Below are 16,489 nucleotides of genomic sequence, written 5' to 3'. Positions count from 1 at the left end.
CCGTAGCCGCGTGCCCTTTCATCGAAATCAAGACGCGCAAACATGTCGAAGAAATCCCGTTCCAAACTGTGGTTCCTGGTGCATAGCTGGCTCGCGCTGCCGATCTGGTTTTTTGTCCTGATCGTGTGTGTCACCGGCACGCTGGCGGTGGTCAGCCAGGAAATCGTCTGGCTGGCCAACCCGCAGATGCGCGCCAGCCAGCCATCGGATGACGCACCGCGGCTCAGTTACGATCAGGTGCTGGCCGCGATCAAACAGGCCGAACCGCAGACGCTGGTGGAAAGCATCAGCCGCCCCGACGAATCGCACTTCGCCCTCGACGTCGAGGTCAGCTACCCCGACGGCCGCTCGCAGACGGTCTACGTCAACCCGTACACCGGGGTGATCCAGGGCCCGGCGCCGGACTTCAACTTCAAGGCGTTCACCCGCGCCCTGCACGGCTGGTGGCTGGTGCCGTTCACCAACGGTTTCAGTTGGGGCTGGTACCTGGTGTCGTTCCTCGGCCTGCCAATGCTCGCTTCGCTGGTCACAGGGCTGGTGGTGTACAAGCGCTTCTGGAAAGGTTTCTTCAAACCCACCCTGCGTTTTCGCCACGGCGCGCGGATTTTCTGGGGCGACTTCCACCGACTGAGCGGCATCTGGTCGATCTGGTTCATCGCGGTGATCTCGATCACCGGCACCTGGTTTTTGATCCAGGCCATTCTGGCCGACAACCAGGTGTCCATCAGCAGCGAGCCGATCATTCCCGCCATGTCCCGGGAAAGCGTACCGATGTCGAGCGACGCCAGTCCTCCCCCACGGATCAGCCTTGATCGCGCGGTGCAGATCGCCGAACAGCACATCCCCGGGCTGGAAGTCAGCTTCGTCAGCCTGCCGGGCAATGCCTACAGCCACCTGAGCCTTGGCGGTCGCGGCTGGTATCCGCTGATGTTCCAGACCGCCACGCTCAACCCGTACAACGGTGAGATGGCCGCCACGCGACTGCTGACTGACCGCTCCTCGCTGGAGTTCGTCACCGAGTCGATGCGACCGCTGCACACCGGTGATTTCGGCGGTCTGTGGATCAAACTGATCTGGTTCTTCTTCGGCCTGCTGCTGAGCATGATGGTCCTCAGCGGCCTGTTGATCTGGACCAAGCGCACCGCGCTGGCCACCGCCAACGCCCTCAAGCGCGAAAATAAAAAGGCCCGCAGCCCCCGCGTCAGCCGTGAACCGGCGGAGGTCAGCCTGTGAGCCCGTCCAATCGCACTGCCCAACCGTCCGCCCTGCGCCGCTTCTGGCACAAATGGCGCTTTCACCTGAACGCCTTGTTGCTGCTGATTCCGCTGGGGTTCATGCCCAAGTACTTCGCCGATGCCGCGCTGTTTCGCGGTGACGTCGGCCTCGGTGAACATGAGGTAGGCGAGATCCAGGTCGGCCCGTGGAGCCTGCGCCTGGCCGAACTGCGTAACGAAGCACCGCGCCTGAGCGGCCCCGCCGGTTACATGAAGGACTTCAATGCCGCCCTCTGCGATGCCTGTGTCGAACAGGTCAAGGCCACCTACCTGCGCATCGGCAAACCGCGCAGCCTGCGCGCCGCCGGGGTGATTTTCTTCGGCACCCCGTATCGCATGGGCGCGCAACTGCCGGTGGCGGAAAAGACCAAGGCCGATGCCGAACTGTGGATCACCATGGAAGGCTGGGACGGCAGCCTGCACCAAGCCTCGATTCCCCTGAGCCAGGCCTCTCCCGCGACCCTCGCCTGGCTGACCAAACAAGGAGCCAAACCATGAACCGCGTTCAACGCCCTTCCCGCCTGCGGTTGCGCGCCGCGTTACTGCTGCTGTGCGCAGGTTTCAGCGCCGGCGCCCTGGCCCATAACCCAATGTGCGAATGCAAAGCCGTCGATGCCGAGCAGATCAAATGCACCGGCGGCTTCTCCGACGGCAGCGGCGCGCCGGGGGTGACCCTCGATGTGATCGGTTACGACGAAACCATTCTGCTGCCGGGCAAGCTCGGCGCCGACTCGACCGTGACGTTCAAGAAACCGGCAGCCGAGTTTTACGTGCTGTTCGACGCCGGCCCCGGCCACGTCGTGGAAATCGACCAAGCCGACATCGAGGCCCCATGAGCACGCCCACCACGCAAGTCGTCCGCCCGGCCGGTGCCGGGCATGAAACCCTTAACGTTCTGCTGTTGTGTTTGCTGATCCTTGCCGTCGCCGGCTCGGTGGTGGCATGGCGCGGTGTGTCCCATGAACCGGAACCAGTCGCCAGCCATCAGCTCGATGCGCGGCGCGACCTCAGCGCCGCCGAGCAAGGCATCTACGCCGACCTGCGGGTGACCCTCGATGAAATCCGCCTGCTGCGTGCAGAACAGCAAAGCCTGCCGACGCCACAGACCCTGGCTGAAGAAGGTTTCGCCCCGTTCGCCCAGGACGCCAGTTCGGTCAGCCGAGGCGGTCACGTCTGGCAATTGCTGGCGGACACCGCCTATTTCGGCCACAGCCAGGCGCCCGCCGTCGCCGGTTCATTCGTGATGCGGCTGAGCGCCGACGCCACTGCCGCGCCGGACATCTGGCTCAACCGCGCCGCCGAGCTGCAGACGCCCGCCGACCTCACCGACGCCGCGCTGTCCGCCGCTGGCTGGAAACAGATCGTCGCGCAGTTCGATGCCGGTGTGACCCGCGAGCATCGCCACTGAACCTTCGCCTTCACCCGAGAGAAGACCGCTTGCCCATGCTTATTTCACTGACTCGCCGTCCCCTCCTGCGCACCTTGCTCTTAGGCCTGTGCGCGTGCCTGCTGAGCCCGCTGGCCAGCGCCGATCCGGGTAAACGCCTGCGCATCGGCATCACCCTGCACCCGTATTACAGCTATGTGGCGAATATCGTCGGCGCCAAGGCCGAGGTGGTGCCGCTGATTCCCGCCGGTTTCAACCCGCACGCCTACGAGCCACGCGCGGAAGACATCAAGCGCATCAGCGGGTTGGATGTGATCGTGCTCAACGGGGTCGGTCATGACGACTTCGCCGACCGCATGATCGCCGCCAGCGAAACGCCAAACATCAAGACCATCGAAGCCAACGAAAACGTGCCGCTGCTGGCGGCCACCGGTACCGCGGCGCGCGGCGCCGGCAAAGTGGTCAACCCGCACACCTTCCTGTCGATCAGCGCCTCGATTGCTCAGGTCAACAATATTGCCCGCGAGCTGGGCAAGCTCGATCCGGACAACGCCAAGACCTATACCCAGAACGCCCGCGCCTACGGCAAACGCCTGCGGCAGATGCGCGCCGATGCCTTGGCCAAACTGACCGAGGCACCGAACGCCGAACTGCGCGTGGCCACAGTGCATGCGGCTTATGACTATCTGCTGCGCGAATTCGGTCTGGAAGTGACGGCCGTGGTCGAACCGGCCCATGGCATCGAACCGAGCCCGAGCCAGTTGAAAAAGACCATCGACCAACTGCGCGAGCTCGATGTGAAGGTGATCTTCTCCGAGATGGATTTCCCTTCGACCTACGTCGAAACCATCCAGCGTGAGTCCGGGGTGAAGCTGTACCCGCTGTCGCACATTTCCTACGGCGAATACAGCGCCGACAAGTACGAAAAGGAAATGACCGGCAACCTCGACACCGTGGTGCGGGCGATTCAGGAGTCCGGGGCATGACAGCAAAAGAAACCCTCTCTGACACCCCACCATCCCCTGTGGGAGCGGGCTTGCTCGCGAAAGCGTCCGGTCAGTCAGCATCATTATTGAATGAACTACCGCATTCGCGAGCAGGCTCGCTCCCACAAGGATTGGGGCCGACACTGGATTTCGCACAAGTCAGCCTGACGCTCGGGCGCACGACAATCCTCGACAACGTCACCTTTCAGGTCCAACCCGGCCACGTGCACGCCCTGGTCGGCCCCAACGGCGGTGGCAAGAGCTCGCTGATCAAAACCCTGCTCGGGCAGATGCCGCACCAAGGTCAACTGAGCCTGCACTGGCCCGGTCAACCCGGGACCATCGGTTACGTGCCGCAGGCGCTGGAGTTCGATCGTGGCCTGCCGATGACCGTCGACGACTTCATGGCCGCCATGTGTCAGCGCCGGCCGGCCTTTCTCGGTTTGAGCAAGCACTACGCCAACGCCATCGGCGAGGCGCTGGAACGGGTCGGCATGCAGGACAAACGCAAGCGGCGCATGGGCGCGCTGTCCGGTGGCGAACGCCAGCGTGTGTTGCTCGCTCAAGGCTTGATCCCGGCCCCGCAATTGCTGGTGCTGGATGAGCCAATGTCGGCGCTCGACGAAGCCGGAATTCAGGTCTTCGAACGCCTGCTCGGAGACTGGCGCGCGACCGGCATCACCGTGCTGTGGATCGAGCACGATCTGGAAGCGGTAAAGCGTCTGGCCGACCGGGTCACCGGTCTCAACCGCCGCGTGCTGTTCGACGCCACGCCGCAACAGGCGCTGACTCCGGAGCGACTGCTGAGTCTGTTTTCCACCCATCCACGGAGCGCGGTCTGATGAGTTACGAAGCCTTTCGTCTGATGGTTCAGGGCTGGGCGTCGTCCGGCTACCTGCCGGAAGCGCTGGCCTACGGCTTTGTGGTCAACGCATTGCTCGCCGGCCTGTTGATCGGCCCGGTGCTCGGTGGCCTCGGCACGCTGGTGGTGGTCAAGCGCTTTGCGTTTTTCTCCGAAGCGGTCGGCCACGCGGCGCTGACCGGCGTGGCCATCGGCATTCTGCTCGGCGAACCCTACACCGGGCCGTACGGCAGCCTGTTCGGTTACTGCCTGTTGTTCGGCATCCTGCTCAATTACCTGCGCAACCGCACCGGCCTGGCGCCGGATACCCTGATCGGTGTGTTCCTCTCGGTGTCGCTGGCCCTCGGCGCGAGCCTGCTGTTGATTCTGGCCGGCAAGATCAACGTGCACATTCTGGAGAACGTGCTGTTCGGTTCGGTGCTCACCGTCAATGGCAATGACCTGCTGGTGCTGGCCATCGTCGGCTCGCTGGTCATGGCTTTGGCACTGCCTTTGTACAACCGGATCATGCTGGCCAGTTTCAACCCGCAACTGGCGGCGGTGCGCGGCGTTGCGGTGAAGACTCTGGATTACCTGTTCGTGATTCTGGTGACGCTGATCACCGTCGCGGCGGTGAAGGTCATCGGCGCGATTCTGGTCGGCGCATTGCTGGTCATTCCGGCGGCGGCAGCACGCTTGCTCAGCCAGTCGCTCAAGGGCTTCTTCTGGTGCTCGGTGCTGATTGCCACCGTCAGCACCCTGTGCGGAATTCTCGCGCCGATCGTCTTCGATCTGCCGATCCCGTCCGGCGCCGCGATCATTCTGGTCGCCGGCATCGCCTTCGCCCTCGCCGCCATCGCGCGCGGGGTTGTCCCGAGTCTGAAAGGGAACCTTGGATAAATGACTTTCTCACTGCGAAAACTGACCCTGGCCATGGCCCTGTGCGGCGTGATCGGCAGCCCGTTGCTGGCGGCTGAAAACCCTCAACCGCTACGCGTACTGGCCTCGCTGCCCATCACCTACGGCCTCGGCGAAGTGCTGCTCAAAGGCACCGACGTCAGCCTGGAACGCGCGGCCCCGGCCAATCTGCCGGGCAGCCGTCAGACTGCGTACTTCACCGGTCGCGGCGCACCGGCGCTGGGCAAACTGGCAAGCGATGCCGATGCGGTGATCGGCGTGCGCTCGCTGTGGGCGGATGATCCGCTGTACCCGATCGCACGGCGCAGCAACATTCGCATTGTCGAGGTCGACGCAGCACGTCCGGTGGACGGCGCCCTGCCGGGGATCGCTGTGCAGCCGGGGCTGAAGGTCGATGGCTTGAACAGTCAGCCATGGCTGGCGAGCAACAACATGGGGCGCATGGCCGACGTGATCGCAGCGGATCTGGTGCGCCTGGCGCCGTCGGCCAAACCGAAGATCGAGGCCAATCTGGCGGCGCTGAAACAGCGCCTGCTCAAGCTCAGCGCCGACAGCGAAGCGCGCCTGGCCGAGGTCGACAACTTGAGTGTGATGAGCCTCAGCGATCACTTCGGTTACCTGATCGGCAGCCTGAATCTGGAGCTGATCGGCGAGGATCCACGACCCGATAGCGAGTGGACGCCGCAGGACCTGAAGCAACTCACGGCGACGCTGAAGGACAACGATGTGGCGCTGGTGCTGCATCATCGTCAGCCGTCGGAGGCAGTGAAAGCAGCAATTGCCGCCTCGGGGAGTCATCTGCTGGTGTTGAGTACAGATGCAGCGGATCCGGTGGCGGAGCTGGAGGGGAATGTGGATTTGTTGCTCAAGGGGTTTAGCGGCGGGCCTTCGGCCTAAGATCAAAAGATCGCAGCCTGCGGCAGCTCCTACACGGGAATATTTACACCCTGTAGGAGCTGCCGCAGGCTGCGATCGTTTGAAGGCCATGAAAAAACCCGCTGACTGTCACCAGTCCAGCGGGTTTGTTTTTGCCTGTCAGATTACTGAGCAGCCATCTGCCCTTCCATCTTCTGGCGCAGGCTCAGCGGACGCATGTCGGTCCAGACCTCTTCGATGTAGGCCAGGCATTCCTTCTTCAGGCCGCTCTTGCCCACGGTGCGCCAGCCTTGCGGCACGGCTTTGTAATCCGGCCAGATCGAGTATTGCTCTTCGTGGTTGACCACGACCTGAAAGAGGATGTCCTCGCGGTCGAATACTGACGTCATGCTGGTTCTCCAATCGTTGTGAGGGTGGGCTGCAGCCGAGTGCAGCCGGTTATGTAGAAAGAACGTCCGGCGCTGCGAAAAATTTACTCAGCGCCAGTGGCAGCGGCCAAGGCCCGGCCAAAGATCTCGGCGACGCGGTCGATTTCGGCGGCGGTGATCACCAGCGGCGGCAGGAAGCGCACCACCGCGCCATGCCGGCCGCCCAATTCGAGAATCAGTCCGCGCTTGAGGCATTCGCGCTGCACCAGCGGTGCCAGACGCGCGAACGCGGGAGGGTGACCGAGCGCATCCGGCGCGCCGTTCGGGTCAACCAGCTCGACGCCGAGCATCAAGCCACGACCACGAATGTCGCCCAGTTGCGGAAAGTCGCGTTGCAGGATGCGCAGGTGTTCGCCCAGGCGCTCGCCCATGGCGGCGGCGTGTTCGCAGACCTTGTGCTCAAGCAGATAACGCATTACCGCGGAACCGGCGGCCATCGCCATCTGATTGCCACGGAACGTGCCAGCGTGGGCACCCGGCTGCCAGGTGTCGAGCCAGTCGCGATAGACCACCACCGCCAATGGCAGGCTGCCGCCGATGGCTTTGGACAACACCACCACGTCGGGGACGATACCGGCGTGTTCGAAGGCAAACATTTTGCCGGTACGGGCGAAACCGCTCTGGATCTCATCGACGATCAGCGCCACGCCAGCCTTCTCGGTAATCCGGCGCAAACCGCGCAGCCACTCGACATCAGCCGGAATCACCCCGCCTTCGCCCTGCACCGCCTCGACAATCACCGCTGCTGGCAACTGCACGCCGGCTTCAGGATCGTTGAGCAGGTTTTCCAGATAACTCAGGTTGGCTTTGATCCCGGCTGCGCCGCCGAGACCGAACGGGCAACGGTAGTCATACGGAAACGGCATGAATTGCACACCGTTGCTGAGCAAGGCGCCCAGCGGCTTTTTCGGCCCCAGGCTGCCCATCAGGCTCAAGGCGCCCTGGCTCATGCCGTGATAACCGCCGGAGAACGACAGTACCGTGCTGCGCCCGGTGGCGGTGCGTACCAGTTTCAGCGCGGCTTCCACCGCATCGGTGCCGGTCGGCCCGCAGAACTGGATTTTCGCCTCGGCTGCCAATGCCGGCGGTAGCAGGCCGAACAGGTCCTGGACGAATTGATCCTTCACTGGCGTGGTCAGGTCGAGGGTGTGCAGCGGCAGCTCATCGGCGAGCACTTGCTGGATCGCCTCGATCACCACCGGGTGGTTATGCCCCAAGGCCAGCGTGCCGGCACCAGCCAGGCAGTCAATGAACGTACGGCCTTCGACATCCTCGACGTACAAGCCCTTGGCGCGTTTGAGGGCCAGCGGAATGCGTCGCGGGTAGCTGCGGGCATTGGACTCCTGCTGGCTCTGCCGGGCCAACAGTGGCGATTCGTTGAACTGGTACAGGGTTTCCGCCGGCGCGGCGGTGATCCGCCCCGACGACTCTTCGATAAGGCTGGTGGCGACTGACATCTCTCGACCCCTCAATACGCTATGGATAGTGACCAAAACAGCACACCGCACAGGTGCGCGTTCCGGTCGCGGGGCGCACATGCAGGTTTTCCTGTTCTGGAAACGCTTAAGCGGGGCGAGGATTTAGACCCTTGATCAAGTTGTCAGCCAGGCAATGCCAACGGCTTGTACAGCGTCACGCGGTGCAAGCCCTGATCGCTGGCGGGTGGCGCCGAATCGCAATAGCCCAGATGTCGATAAAAAGCCGCGCCACTGCGGGTGCTGGCGATGCACGCCTGCGGCACACCACGAATCCGCAGCCAGCCTTCCAGGTCGCTCATCAGCGCACGTCCTGCGCCACGGCGAAACCATTCCGGCTGCACATGGCAAAAGCCGATGTCACCGCTGGCTGTGGCCATGCCGACCCCCACCGGTTTGTCCTGTAGCAGGGCGACGTTCAGGTAGCAATGCGAGTCGACAAGTCGCGCACTGATGATGTCGGCGGATTGCCGGTCAATCCAGCGGTTGACCTGCTGCGGGTCGTTGCGGTGTTCCAGCGCACAACCGACGCGAATCGAGCGCTCGATGATGCGACTGATGAGGCCGGCGTCGGCAGGTTTCGCTGGACGAATGCAGATCGGTGCTTGCATGGCGCGTTCCCTCAATCCATTGAGTCAGAGCAGCCCCGACCTTAGCGTCGAGAGCTGTGAATCACTAATGGAGAGAAGTTACATTTGATGTAGACCAACACAAATCCCCTGTAGGAGCTGCCGCAGGCTGCGATCTTTTGATTTTGATTTTTTCAAGATCAAAAGATCGCAGCCTGCGGCAGCTCCTACAGGGGGGAAGTGTTTTCAGAGGGGCTGTAGCGGCATGGTCAGCTCAACGCGCAGCCCATCCGCGCGGCTGTCGAAATGCAGGGTGCAGGCGCAGCGCTGGACGATAGCCTGGACGATGGCCAAGCCGAGGCCGCAGCCGGTGCTCTGGCCGTTGCGCCAGAAGCGTTGGGTCAGGTGCTGCAGATCTTGCGCCGCAATCCCCGGGCCGTGGTCGCGCACCACAAAACGGGCGCGTTGGCCGACCGTTTCCAGACTCAGCTCGACCTCAGCATCCGCCGGGGTATGGCGCAGGGCGTTGTCGAGCAGATTGCGCAACGCGGCAATCGACAGCACCGCCGGCATTTGCACCGGCGCACTGGAGAGCTGCTTGGGCAAGTGCAGTTTGATGCGCTGACGCTCACCGCCCGCTGCATCCTGCATCGCCAGTTTCGCCACCTGCTCGGCGCTGCACTGCACGCCATCATCGAACGACAGACTGCCCTCGACCCGCGCCAGCAACAGCAGTTGCTCCAGCGTGCGGTGCATGCGGTCGGCGCCCTCCTCGGCCCGCGCCAGCGACTGATCGCGGGCACTGCCTTCGGTCATGCGCGCCACTTGCAGGTGGGTCTTGATCGCGGTCAGCGGGCTGCGCAGTTCATGCGCGGCGTCACCGGTCAGGCGTCGCTCGCGCTCGATGGTCTTGCCGATGCGCTGGAACAGCTGGTTCTGCGTATCGAGCAACGGTTTCAGTTCGCTGGGAAACGACTGCAACTGCAACGGTTCCAGCGAATCGGCGTTACGCCGCATCAAGGCTTCGCGCAGGCGATTGAGCGGCGCCAGGCCCTGGCCGATGCCCAGCCACAACAGGCACAGACAACCGAGCAACGCCACGCCGACCGGCACCGAGGCCGCCAGCAGGATCGACATGTTCAGCGCTTCGCGTTCGATCTGCCGATCAGCCGTGGTGATCCGCACGTCGCCTCGCGCGAGGGTAAAACTGCGCCACGGCGCGCCATCGATCATCTGGTCATGGAAGCCCATTTTTTCTGCTTCCAGGGTTTGCTCGGGACTGCTGTGACTACGCGCGAGAATCTCCCCGCGCAACGAACTGACCTGACAGGCCATGCCGCCGGGAATGTTCAATTGTTCGGCGCTGAAATGGGTGCCCTCGCCCTTGCTCGGCAGCGCCGGCAGTTGCTCCAGCAGCCCGGCGACCATGCGCGCCGAAGCCACCAACCGCTGATCAAGGGAAAACATCATCTGATTGCGCAAGTCGCTGAGCATCCAGGCAGCGGCCAGGGCCCAGATCAGGGCAAACGCGGCGCCGAGGGTCAGACTCAGGCGCAGACGCAGGCTCATCACTTCTGTTGTTCTCCACCATCGGCCGGCCCAAGGCGATAACCCAGACCGCGCACGGTTTCGACGATGCCCTTGCCGAGTTTGCTGCGCAGGTGGTGGATATGCACGTTGAGGGCGTTGCTCTCCAGTTCATCATTGAAGCCGTAGACGCTGTCCTTCAACTGCTCGGTGGACAACACCCGGCCACGGTTGTGCAACAGCGCCTGCAACAGCGATTGCTCGCGGCGCGACAAATCCACCGGTTGCCCGGCCAGAGTGGTTTCGCGGCTGCTTGGATCGTAGGTCAGCGCACCGTGCTCAATCAGGTTGACGCTACGCCCGGCGACCCGGCGCAGCAGGGTTTGCAGGCGCGCGAACAATTCACGCAGATCGAAGGGTTTGAGCAGGTAATCGTCAGCCCCGGCTTGCAGGCCGTCGACCCGATCGGTCACCGAATCGCGCGCAGTCAGGATCAGCACCGGAATTTCCAGGCCCTGTTGACGCAGTTGTTGCAGCAACTTGAGGCCATCTTCGTCGGGCAGGCCAAGATCGAGCACCATCACGTCGAATTCGGCGACCTTGAGCATCGCCCGTGCTTTCGAGGCGGTATTGACGTGCTCGACCGTCAAGCCTTGGGCTGTCAGGCCGGCGACGATGCCACTGGCGATCAACTCATCGTCTTCGCAAACCAGTACGTGCATGGTGGTTCCCTGAAATAAAAGGCAAGTCGAACAGAACAGGATTAAGCCGCAATTATGGCAGGGCGACAACCAACACGGCAGCGACTCGTTTGTTCGCCGGGTCCGGACTCAAAACTGCCAACAGACAACTTGCGCAAGAACAAGGCTCAATCAACATAAAAACAAACTAGCCGACATGAAATTCAACACCTTCAAACTATACAAACCCACAACTAAAAACTAATCTCGCTTTCGCAAGTTACATACAACTAATCAAAACTTTAAAAACATAAATCAACCTATTAAAGGAACCATGAATGAGCATTACAAAAAACTTCGTAGCCGTTGACTGGCGCACCGGCCCCGACCGCATTTATTTCTTCTTCCCGGAGAAAAACAGTTATTCCCGTTTCGACTTCGAGGATAACAAAGTACTTTCCGGCTTCCCCAAGCCGGTGGATGGCAAATGGGAAGGCTTCGACAAGACCGCTGCAGACTTGCGCTTTGGCTTTACCACGACGACCACCCACTGGAACGGTGGCGTCGACACGCTCTGGCTGTTCTACGACGAAGGAACAACACCCTCCGTTTGTGAGTTCAGCCAACAATCCGACAAGGCACTCTCGAAAACCCCCATCGCAAAATCAAAGTGGGAAAAAATATTGCCTTACTACGACAAAATCGTTGGCGTCATGTGGGCTGAAAGCACTGCGCAAAGAGAGAGTTACTGGTTCTTGTTAAATGACGGAAACTATCTGATCTACGAAATATACTCAAAGACCCTGGAACTACTACCTCTTAAAGGTTCGCCCTGGGCATCGCTGGAAGAATATAAAAGCCAAATGATGACAGCCGTCACCAATGACTACCCGACCTTCGACACTTACTTTTATGTTTTCCTGAACGACAACCGCTACCTGCGTTATGAACAGAGCGCGAAAAAAGTATTTGGCCCGTATACAATCTCCGACTCAACCTGGCCGGGACTGCTGAAGGACTGAGCCACTCGCAGGCACCAGTGAATCGGCGTCGGGTCGCCCATCCGACATCGTGCGGGGCGGTTAATCATCGGTTAATCGCCACCCGCCACTGTGCACCAGACTTGCACAGGGACAAGGCTCCTCCATGCGTCATTTTTTTCTTTTGTTTGCACTGCTGATCTCCAGCCTGGCCCAGGCCGGGAACAATCCATTCGAGACCAAACCGGAATTTCTGCCGGTCGACAAAGCCTTCGTGCTGACCTCCGAACGCCTGGAATCCGGGGAAACCCAGCTGTTCTGGCAGATCACCGACGGCTATTACCTGTACCAGAAACGCCTGAAATTCGACGGTTTGTCGGCAGAGCAGCAGCCGACGTTGCCCGAGGGCGAGTCGCACAGTGACGAATTCTTCGGTGAACAACCGGTGTATCGCCAAGGGCTGGAAGTGAAAGTCCCGGCCTCGGCCAGCGGTCAGATCAAGGTCAGCTATCAGGGCTGCGCCGATGCCGGCCTGTGTTATCCGCCGCAGACCCGGGTCATTGACCTGGGCGGCAAAGCAACGCCAACGGCCAGTGCTGAAGCGCCGGATCAAGCCTTGGCCAGCAGCCTGCAACAACGGGCGCTGGGCTGGAGCCTGCTGGTGTTCTTCGGCCTCGGCCTGTTGCTGGCGTTTACCCCGTGTTCGTTGCCGATGCTGCCGATTCTGGCGGGCATGATTGTCGGCAGTGGTGCCACCCCGCGCCGTGGGTTCGCCCTGGCCAGCAGCTATGTGATCTGCATGGCGCTGGTGTATGCCGCGATGGGTGTGATCGCCTCGTTGCTCGGCGCCAACCTGCAGGCGTGGCTGCAAAATCCGTGGCTGCTGGGTGCCTTTGCGGCGATTTTCGTGGTGTTGGCGCTGCCGATGTTCGGCTTCTTCGAATTGCAATTGCCGGTAGCCTTGCGTGATCGCCTCGAACACGCTTCGCGCAGCCGTAACGGCGGCAGCCTGATCGGCGCCGGAGTGCTCGGCGCGTTGTCCGGTCTGCTGGTCGGCCCGTGCATGACCGCACCGCTGGCCGGCGCCTTGCTGTACATCGCGCAGAGCGGCAATGCGCTGCACGGTGGCTTGATCCTGTTCGCGCTGGGCATCGGCATCGGTGTGCCGCTGTTGCTTTTGGTGACCGTCGGCAACCGCTTCCTGCCCAAACCGGGGGCGTGGATGAACCTGCTCAAAGGCATCTTCGGTTTCCTGTTCCTCGCGACCGCGCTGCTGATGTTGCGCCCGGTGCTGGACTCGTCGCTGTGGCTGGGCCTGTGCGGCGCGCTGCTGCTGATCGCGGCGTTCTGCGCCTGGAAGCAATCGGAAGGCTTCGGCCGCGTCGCCCAGGTGTTCGGCGCCAGTTCGTTGCTGCTCGGTCTGTGGGGCAGTCTGTTGCTGATCGGTGCCGCTGGCGGCAGTGACGACCCGTATCAACCGTTGCAGGTGTACAGCGCTGGCCGGGTCGCCAGCACCACGCCGAGCGGGCATGACGCGTTCACCACGATCAAGGATCCGGCAGCCCTGCAGCGCGAACTGGATAGCGCCAAGGCTCAGGGCCAATGGGTGCTGCTCGATTACTACGCCGACTGGTGCGTGTCGTGCAAGGTCATGGAGAAACAGGTGTTCGGCAAGGACAAGGTCATGCAGGCACTCAGCGATGTGCGCCTGCTGCGCCTCGACGTCACTGCCGACAATGCCGCCAGCCGCGAGCTGCTTGGCCGCTACAAAGTCCCGGGGCCACCGAGTTTTGTCTGGATCGGCACCGACGGCGAAGAGCGGCGCAGCCAGCGCATTACCGGCGAAGTGGATGCCGAGACGTTCCTGCAACACTGGACCACCACCCGAGACGCCAATTAAATGCTGACGTTCACCCTCGGCACCTTTGCCATCGCGCTCAACCACCTGTTGCTGATCAGTGCCTTGGCGCTGGCGACCTTTGTCGGCTGGCGGGTGGCCAAGCGTGGTGGCGATAACCCCGAGTCGGCGCTGTTCAGCCTGTTCCTGCTGGGCATGCTCGCGGCGCGCGTGGCATTTGTGACCCTGTACTGGGGCCACTATCGCAACGATCCGTGGCAGATCATCGACCTGCGCGATGGCGGTTTCCTCGCCTGGCCGGGGGTGATCGTGCTGCTGCTCGCCGCTCTCTATCGCGGCTGGCGTCGCCCGGGGCTGCGTCGGCCACTGGGCTTTGGCGTGGCCAGTGGCGTGCTGTTCTGGCTGTTGGCGACCCTGTCACTGAATATCTACGAACAAGGCACGCGCCTGCCGGACATCACTCTGCGCAACGCCGCCGGGGAGACCATCCAGCTCAGCGACTATCAGGGCGGCCCGCTGGTGATCAACCTGTGGGCAACCTGGTGCCCGCCGTGCCGGCGCGAGATGCCAGTGCTGGAAAATGCGCAACAACAACGCCCGGACCTGACCTTTCTGTTCGTCAATCAGGCCGAAAGCATGCAAAGCGTTGCGACTTTTCTTGAAACCCAGGGCCTGAGCCTGAACAACGTGCTGTTCGACCGCAGTGGCCGATTCGGCCAGGCCGTGGGTTCCATGGCGCTACCAACTACGCTGTTCTATAGCCCTGACGGCCGCTTGCTGAGCAGCCATCTGGGCGAACTGTCGAACGCCAGTCTGGCCCGCGCCCTGGAAAACTTCGACACCCCGAATCCAACTGCCGCACCGGCCACCTCTGCAAGGAAACTGCCATGCCCCGCCTCCGCCACCTGCTGACGCTGACCCTGGGCACTGCCCTGCTGCACCTGCCGTCGGTGCAGGCTGCCGAAGAATTGCCCGCCGCGATCAAGCAGATCGAAGCCAAGGGCGCAAAAATCGTCGGCCAGTTCGACGCCCCGGACGGCTTGCGCGGCTATGCGGCGCAGTACCAGAACCGTGGCATGGCGCTGTACCTGACGCCGGACGGCCAGCATGTGTTGCTCGGCAATCTGTACGACGCCGACGGCAAGGACTTGAGCAGCGAACCGCTGCAAAAACTGGTCTACGCGCCGATGGCCAAGGAAATCTGGGGCAAGTTCGAAGCCAGCAACTGGATTCAGGACGGCAACAAGGATGCGCCGCGTACCGTGTACCTGTTCAGCGATCCGAACTGCCCGTACTGCAACATGTTCTGGGAACAGGCGCGGCCATGGGTCAAGGCCGGCAAGGTGCAACTGCGGCACATCATGGTCGGGATCATCCGCGAAGACAGCCCGGCGAAATCCGCCGCCCTGCTGGCCGCGAAAGATCCGGCCAAAGCCCTGGAAGACCATGAGAAAGCCGGCAAGGCCAGCACCCTCAAGCCCTTGAAAGACATTCCAAAAGCGGTGCAGACCAAACTCGCCGCCAACATGCAATTGATGGAAGACCTGGAACTGCAAGCGACGCCGGCGATTTTCTATATGGATGACAAGGGTGAGCTGCAACAGCAGCAAGGCGCGCCTTCGCCGGAGAAACTGGCGAAAATTCTCGGGCCGAAATAAGCCAGATCAAGAGATCGCAGCCTGCGGCAGCTCCTACAGGGGAACGCGTTTTCTGTAGGAGCTGCCGCAGGCTGCGATCTTTTTCAATGTCGCTCAGCCAGGAAGGCGAACAACACCTCAGTAACAAACTGCGGATTCTCCAGACTGGAAATATGCCCCGCCTCCGGCACCAGCACCCACGGGCAGCCGATCAATTCGGCCATTTCCTGTGCTTCGGACGGCGGTCGCGGTTTGTCCTGATCGCCGCACAGCACCAGCGTGGTTGCGGCATTCAATTCGCCCAGACGCGGCAGCAGGTCATCCCGACTGAAGGTGATACGCCCCATGGGCACGATGCTTTCGCGCAGGCGATCCGCGGTGTACGCCGCCAGTTTCGCGCGGAAGTCCTGATACAGCGCCGACTGCGGATCGATGCCCGGGCGGAAGAAGATCGGTACCACGATGTCGAGCAACTGTTCGGAGATCTCGCCGCTTTCCTCGATCTGCTTGAACAGCGAAAAGTAGTACTGGCGGGTGGGTTCCGGCTCCATGCCAACGTACGTATCCATCAGCACCAGGCCATTGAGCCGCTGCGGTGCCGACAAGGCCAGGCGTACGCCCCACATACCGCCGACGGACAATCCGATCAATGTGACCCGGTCGATACCCAGATGATCGAGCAAGGCCTCGACTTGCCGCGCGATGTCATCCAGCGACGTGGTGCCTGAAGGTAAACGCCCGGACTCACCATGGCCCCACAAATCCAGCGCAATCACCCGATAGTGCGGTGACAGTGCAGCGATCTGCGGCGCCCACATGGCCGTGTCCCACAGATAACTGCCCGCCAGCAACACGGCCGGGCCGGTGCCTTGATCAATGTAGTGCAGCGCTTGTCCGTCAACCATGAAGAAAGGCATCGACCACCCCCGCGATGAAAAAGAGAACCGGCAGACTGAGCTGCCGGTTGTTGATCGTCAACCCTGGATATGTACGTGAATATGCCGGTTTATCGGTGTTGAATGCACTGACGCCATCGCTGGCAAGCCAGCTCCC

At 62.0% G+C, this 16,489-nt stretch carries 18 protein-coding genes; 12 read left to right on the top strand and 6 right to left on the bottom strand.

Annotated elements, in window-relative coordinates; all coding sequences use genetic code 11:
- Positions 1–42 precede the first annotated feature (42 nt).
- The 8 genes from B1722_RS22660 to B1722_RS22625 are packed head-to-tail and all read left to right on the top strand — an operon-like array spanning position 43 to position 6,303.
- Positions 43–1,233 carry a PepSY domain-containing protein gene (locus B1722_RS22660; RefSeq protein WP_027613387.1) on the top strand — a complete coding sequence of 397 codons (1,191 nt, stop codon included), beginning with the start codon at positions 43–45 and terminating at the stop codon, positions 1,231–1,233.
- Positions 1,230–1,772, top strand: a complete 543-nt coding sequence (locus B1722_RS22655; RefSeq protein ID WP_041069742.1) for a hypothetical protein — start codon at positions 1,230–1,232, stop codon at positions 1,770–1,772. The genes B1722_RS22660 and B1722_RS22655 overlap by 4 nt, the downstream gene beginning before the upstream one ends.
- Positions 1,769–2,110 (top strand): hypothetical protein, encoded by a 342-nt coding sequence (locus B1722_RS22650; RefSeq protein ID WP_041069739.1) that lies wholly within the window; start codon positions 1,769–1,771, stop codon positions 2,108–2,110. Before B1722_RS22655 ends, B1722_RS22650 begins: the two co-directional genes overlap by 4 nt.
- Complete coding sequence (locus B1722_RS22645) at positions 2,107–2,682, top strand: DUF6162 family protein (RefSeq protein ID WP_041069736.1); 576 nt, start codon at positions 2,107–2,109, stop codon at positions 2,680–2,682. Before B1722_RS22650 ends, B1722_RS22645 begins: the two co-directional genes overlap by 4 nt.
- A gap of 35 nt (positions 2,683–2,717) precedes the next feature.
- Complete coding sequence (locus B1722_RS22640) at positions 2,718–3,647, top strand: metal ABC transporter solute-binding protein, Zn/Mn family (protein WP_041069733.1); 930 nt, start codon at positions 2,718–2,720, stop codon at positions 3,645–3,647.
- Positions 3,644–4,489 (top strand): metal ABC transporter ATP-binding protein, encoded by an 846-nt coding sequence (locus B1722_RS22635; RefSeq protein ID WP_086794334.1) that lies wholly within the window; start codon positions 3,644–3,646, stop codon positions 4,487–4,489. Before B1722_RS22640 ends, B1722_RS22635 begins: the two co-directional genes overlap by 4 nt.
- On the top strand, positions 4,489–5,388 hold the full coding sequence (locus tag B1722_RS22630) for a metal ABC transporter permease (RefSeq protein WP_003226663.1): 900 nt from the start codon (positions 4,489–4,491) through the stop codon (positions 5,386–5,388). Before B1722_RS22635 ends, B1722_RS22630 begins: the two co-directional genes overlap by 1 nt.
- Positions 5,389–6,303 (top strand): metal ABC transporter solute-binding protein, Zn/Mn family, encoded by a 915-nt coding sequence (locus B1722_RS22625; RefSeq protein ID WP_086794333.1) that lies wholly within the window; start codon positions 5,389–5,391, stop codon positions 6,301–6,303.
- 143 nt (positions 6,304–6,446) lie between these two features.
- Here B1722_RS22625 and B1722_RS22620 read toward each other — a convergent pair whose 3' ends face one another.
- The 5 genes from B1722_RS22620 to B1722_RS22600 all read right to left on the bottom strand — a co-directional run bounded on the left by B1722_RS22620 (position 6,447) and on the right by B1722_RS22600 (position 11,003).
- A complete protein-coding gene (locus B1722_RS22620; protein ID WP_041069721.1) occupies positions 6,447–6,671 on the bottom strand; it encodes an MbtH family protein in 225 nt (74 codons plus the stop codon).
- Between the two features lie 83 nt (positions 6,672–6,754).
- Positions 6,755–8,167 (bottom strand): aspartate aminotransferase family protein, encoded by a 1,413-nt coding sequence (locus B1722_RS22615; protein ID WP_041069719.1) that lies wholly within the window; start codon positions 8,165–8,167, stop codon positions 6,755–6,757.
- Between the two features lie 143 nt (positions 8,168–8,310).
- Positions 8,311–8,796, bottom strand: a complete 486-nt coding sequence (locus B1722_RS22610) for a GNAT family N-acetyltransferase (protein ID WP_086794331.1) — start codon at positions 8,794–8,796, stop codon at positions 8,311–8,313.
- 204 nt (positions 8,797–9,000) lie between these two features.
- On the bottom strand, positions 9,001–10,323 hold the full coding sequence (locus tag B1722_RS22605; RefSeq protein ID WP_041069713.1) for an ATP-binding protein: 1,323 nt from the start codon (positions 10,321–10,323) through the stop codon (positions 9,001–9,003).
- Entirely contained in the window at positions 10,323–11,003 is a 681-nt protein-coding gene (locus B1722_RS22600; RefSeq protein ID WP_007969056.1) for a response regulator, read from the bottom strand. Before B1722_RS22600 ends, B1722_RS22605 begins: the two co-directional genes overlap by 1 nt.
- Positions 11,004–11,299: 296 nt before the next feature.
- On the opposite strand from B1722_RS22600, the gene B1722_RS22595 reads away from it, so the two are divergent.
- The 4 genes from B1722_RS22595 to dsbG all read left to right on the top strand — a co-directional run bounded on the left by B1722_RS22595 (position 11,300) and on the right by dsbG (position 15,457).
- On the top strand, positions 11,300–11,983 hold the full coding sequence (locus tag B1722_RS22595) for a hypothetical protein (RefSeq protein ID WP_041069709.1): 684 nt from the start codon (positions 11,300–11,302) through the stop codon (positions 11,981–11,983).
- A 124-nt stretch (positions 11,984–12,107) separates the two neighbouring features.
- Positions 12,108–13,841, top strand: a complete 1,734-nt coding sequence (dsbD, locus tag B1722_RS22590; RefSeq protein ID WP_086794329.1) for a protein-disulfide reductase DsbD — start codon at positions 12,108–12,110, stop codon at positions 13,839–13,841.
- Positions 13,842–14,711 carry a TlpA disulfide reductase family protein gene (locus B1722_RS22585; protein WP_086794327.1) on the top strand — a complete coding sequence of 290 codons (870 nt, stop codon included), beginning with the start codon at positions 13,842–13,844 and terminating at the stop codon, positions 14,709–14,711.
- Positions 14,687–15,457 (top strand): thiol:disulfide interchange protein DsbG, encoded by a 771-nt coding sequence (dsbG, locus tag B1722_RS22580; RefSeq protein WP_041069700.1) that lies wholly within the window; start codon positions 14,687–14,689, stop codon positions 15,455–15,457. The genes B1722_RS22585 and dsbG overlap by 25 nt, the downstream gene beginning before the upstream one ends.
- 83 nt (positions 15,458–15,540) lie before the next feature.
- Here dsbG and B1722_RS22575 read toward each other — a convergent pair whose 3' ends face one another.
- Complete coding sequence (locus tag B1722_RS22575; RefSeq protein ID WP_086794324.1) at positions 15,541–16,353, bottom strand: alpha/beta fold hydrolase; 813 nt, start codon at positions 16,351–16,353, stop codon at positions 15,541–15,543.
- Between the last annotated feature and the right edge of the window lie 136 nt (positions 16,354–16,489).

It is taken from the genome of Pseudomonas sp. SCPG-7 (assembly GCF_002156405.1).
GTDB classification, from domain to species: Bacteria; Pseudomonadota; Gammaproteobacteria; order Pseudomonadales; family Pseudomonadaceae; genus Aquipseudomonas; species Aquipseudomonas parakoreensis.
This window is presented reverse-complemented; position numbering and strand designations above follow the sequence as displayed.

What these genes read in the sequence shown, in the direction of transcription:
- dsbG (WP_041069700.1), top strand. Translation starts at nt 14,687, where the DNA reads ATGCCCCGCCTCCGCCACCTGCTGACGCTGACCCTGGGCACTGCCCTG.
- B1722_RS22620 (WP_041069721.1), bottom strand. Translation starts at nt 6,671, where the DNA reads ATGACGTCAGTATTCGACCGCGAGGACATCCTCTTTCAGGTCGTGGTC.
- B1722_RS22660 (WP_027613387.1), top strand. Translation starts at nt 43, where the DNA reads ATGTCGAAGAAATCCCGTTCCAAACTGTGGTTCCTGGTGCATAGCTGG.
- B1722_RS22645 (WP_041069736.1), top strand. Translation starts at nt 2,107, where the DNA reads ATGAGCACGCCCACCACGCAAGTCGTCCGCCCGGCCGGTGCCGGGCAT.
- dsbD (WP_086794329.1), top strand. Translation starts at nt 12,108, where the DNA reads ATGCGTCATTTTTTTCTTTTGTTTGCACTGCTGATCTCCAGCCTGGCC.
- B1722_RS22585 (WP_086794327.1), top strand. Translation starts at nt 13,842, where the DNA reads ATGCTGACGTTCACCCTCGGCACCTTTGCCATCGCGCTCAACCACCTG.
- B1722_RS22610 (WP_086794331.1), bottom strand. Translation starts at nt 8,796, where the DNA reads ATGCAAGCACCGATCTGCATTCGTCCAGCGAAACCTGCCGACGCCGGC.
- B1722_RS22635 (WP_086794334.1), top strand. Translation starts at nt 3,644, where the DNA reads ATGACAGCAAAAGAAACCCTCTCTGACACCCCACCATCCCCTGTGGGA.
- B1722_RS22595 (WP_041069709.1), top strand. Translation starts at nt 11,300, where the DNA reads ATGAGCATTACAAAAAACTTCGTAGCCGTTGACTGGCGCACCGGCCCC.
- B1722_RS22625 (WP_086794333.1), top strand. Translation starts at nt 5,389, where the DNA reads ATGACTTTCTCACTGCGAAAACTGACCCTGGCCATGGCCCTGTGCGGC.
- B1722_RS22640 (WP_041069733.1), top strand. Translation starts at nt 2,718, where the DNA reads ATGCTTATTTCACTGACTCGCCGTCCCCTCCTGCGCACCTTGCTCTTA.
- B1722_RS22630 (WP_003226663.1), top strand. Translation starts at nt 4,489, where the DNA reads ATGAGTTACGAAGCCTTTCGTCTGATGGTTCAGGGCTGGGCGTCGTCC.
- B1722_RS22600 (WP_007969056.1), bottom strand. Translation starts at nt 11,003, where the DNA reads ATGCACGTACTGGTTTGCGAAGACGATGAGTTGATCGCCAGTGGCATC.
- B1722_RS22605 (WP_041069713.1), bottom strand. Translation starts at nt 10,323, where the DNA reads ATGAGCCTGCGTCTGCGCCTGAGTCTGACCCTCGGCGCCGCGTTTGCC.
- B1722_RS22615 (WP_041069719.1), bottom strand. Translation starts at nt 8,167, where the DNA reads ATGTCAGTCGCCACCAGCCTTATCGAAGAGTCGTCGGGGCGGATCACC.
- B1722_RS22650 (WP_041069739.1), top strand. Translation starts at nt 1,769, where the DNA reads ATGAACCGCGTTCAACGCCCTTCCCGCCTGCGGTTGCGCGCCGCGTTA.
- B1722_RS22575 (WP_086794324.1), bottom strand. Translation starts at nt 16,353, where the DNA reads ATGCCTTTCTTCATGGTTGACGGACAAGCGCTGCACTACATTGATCAA.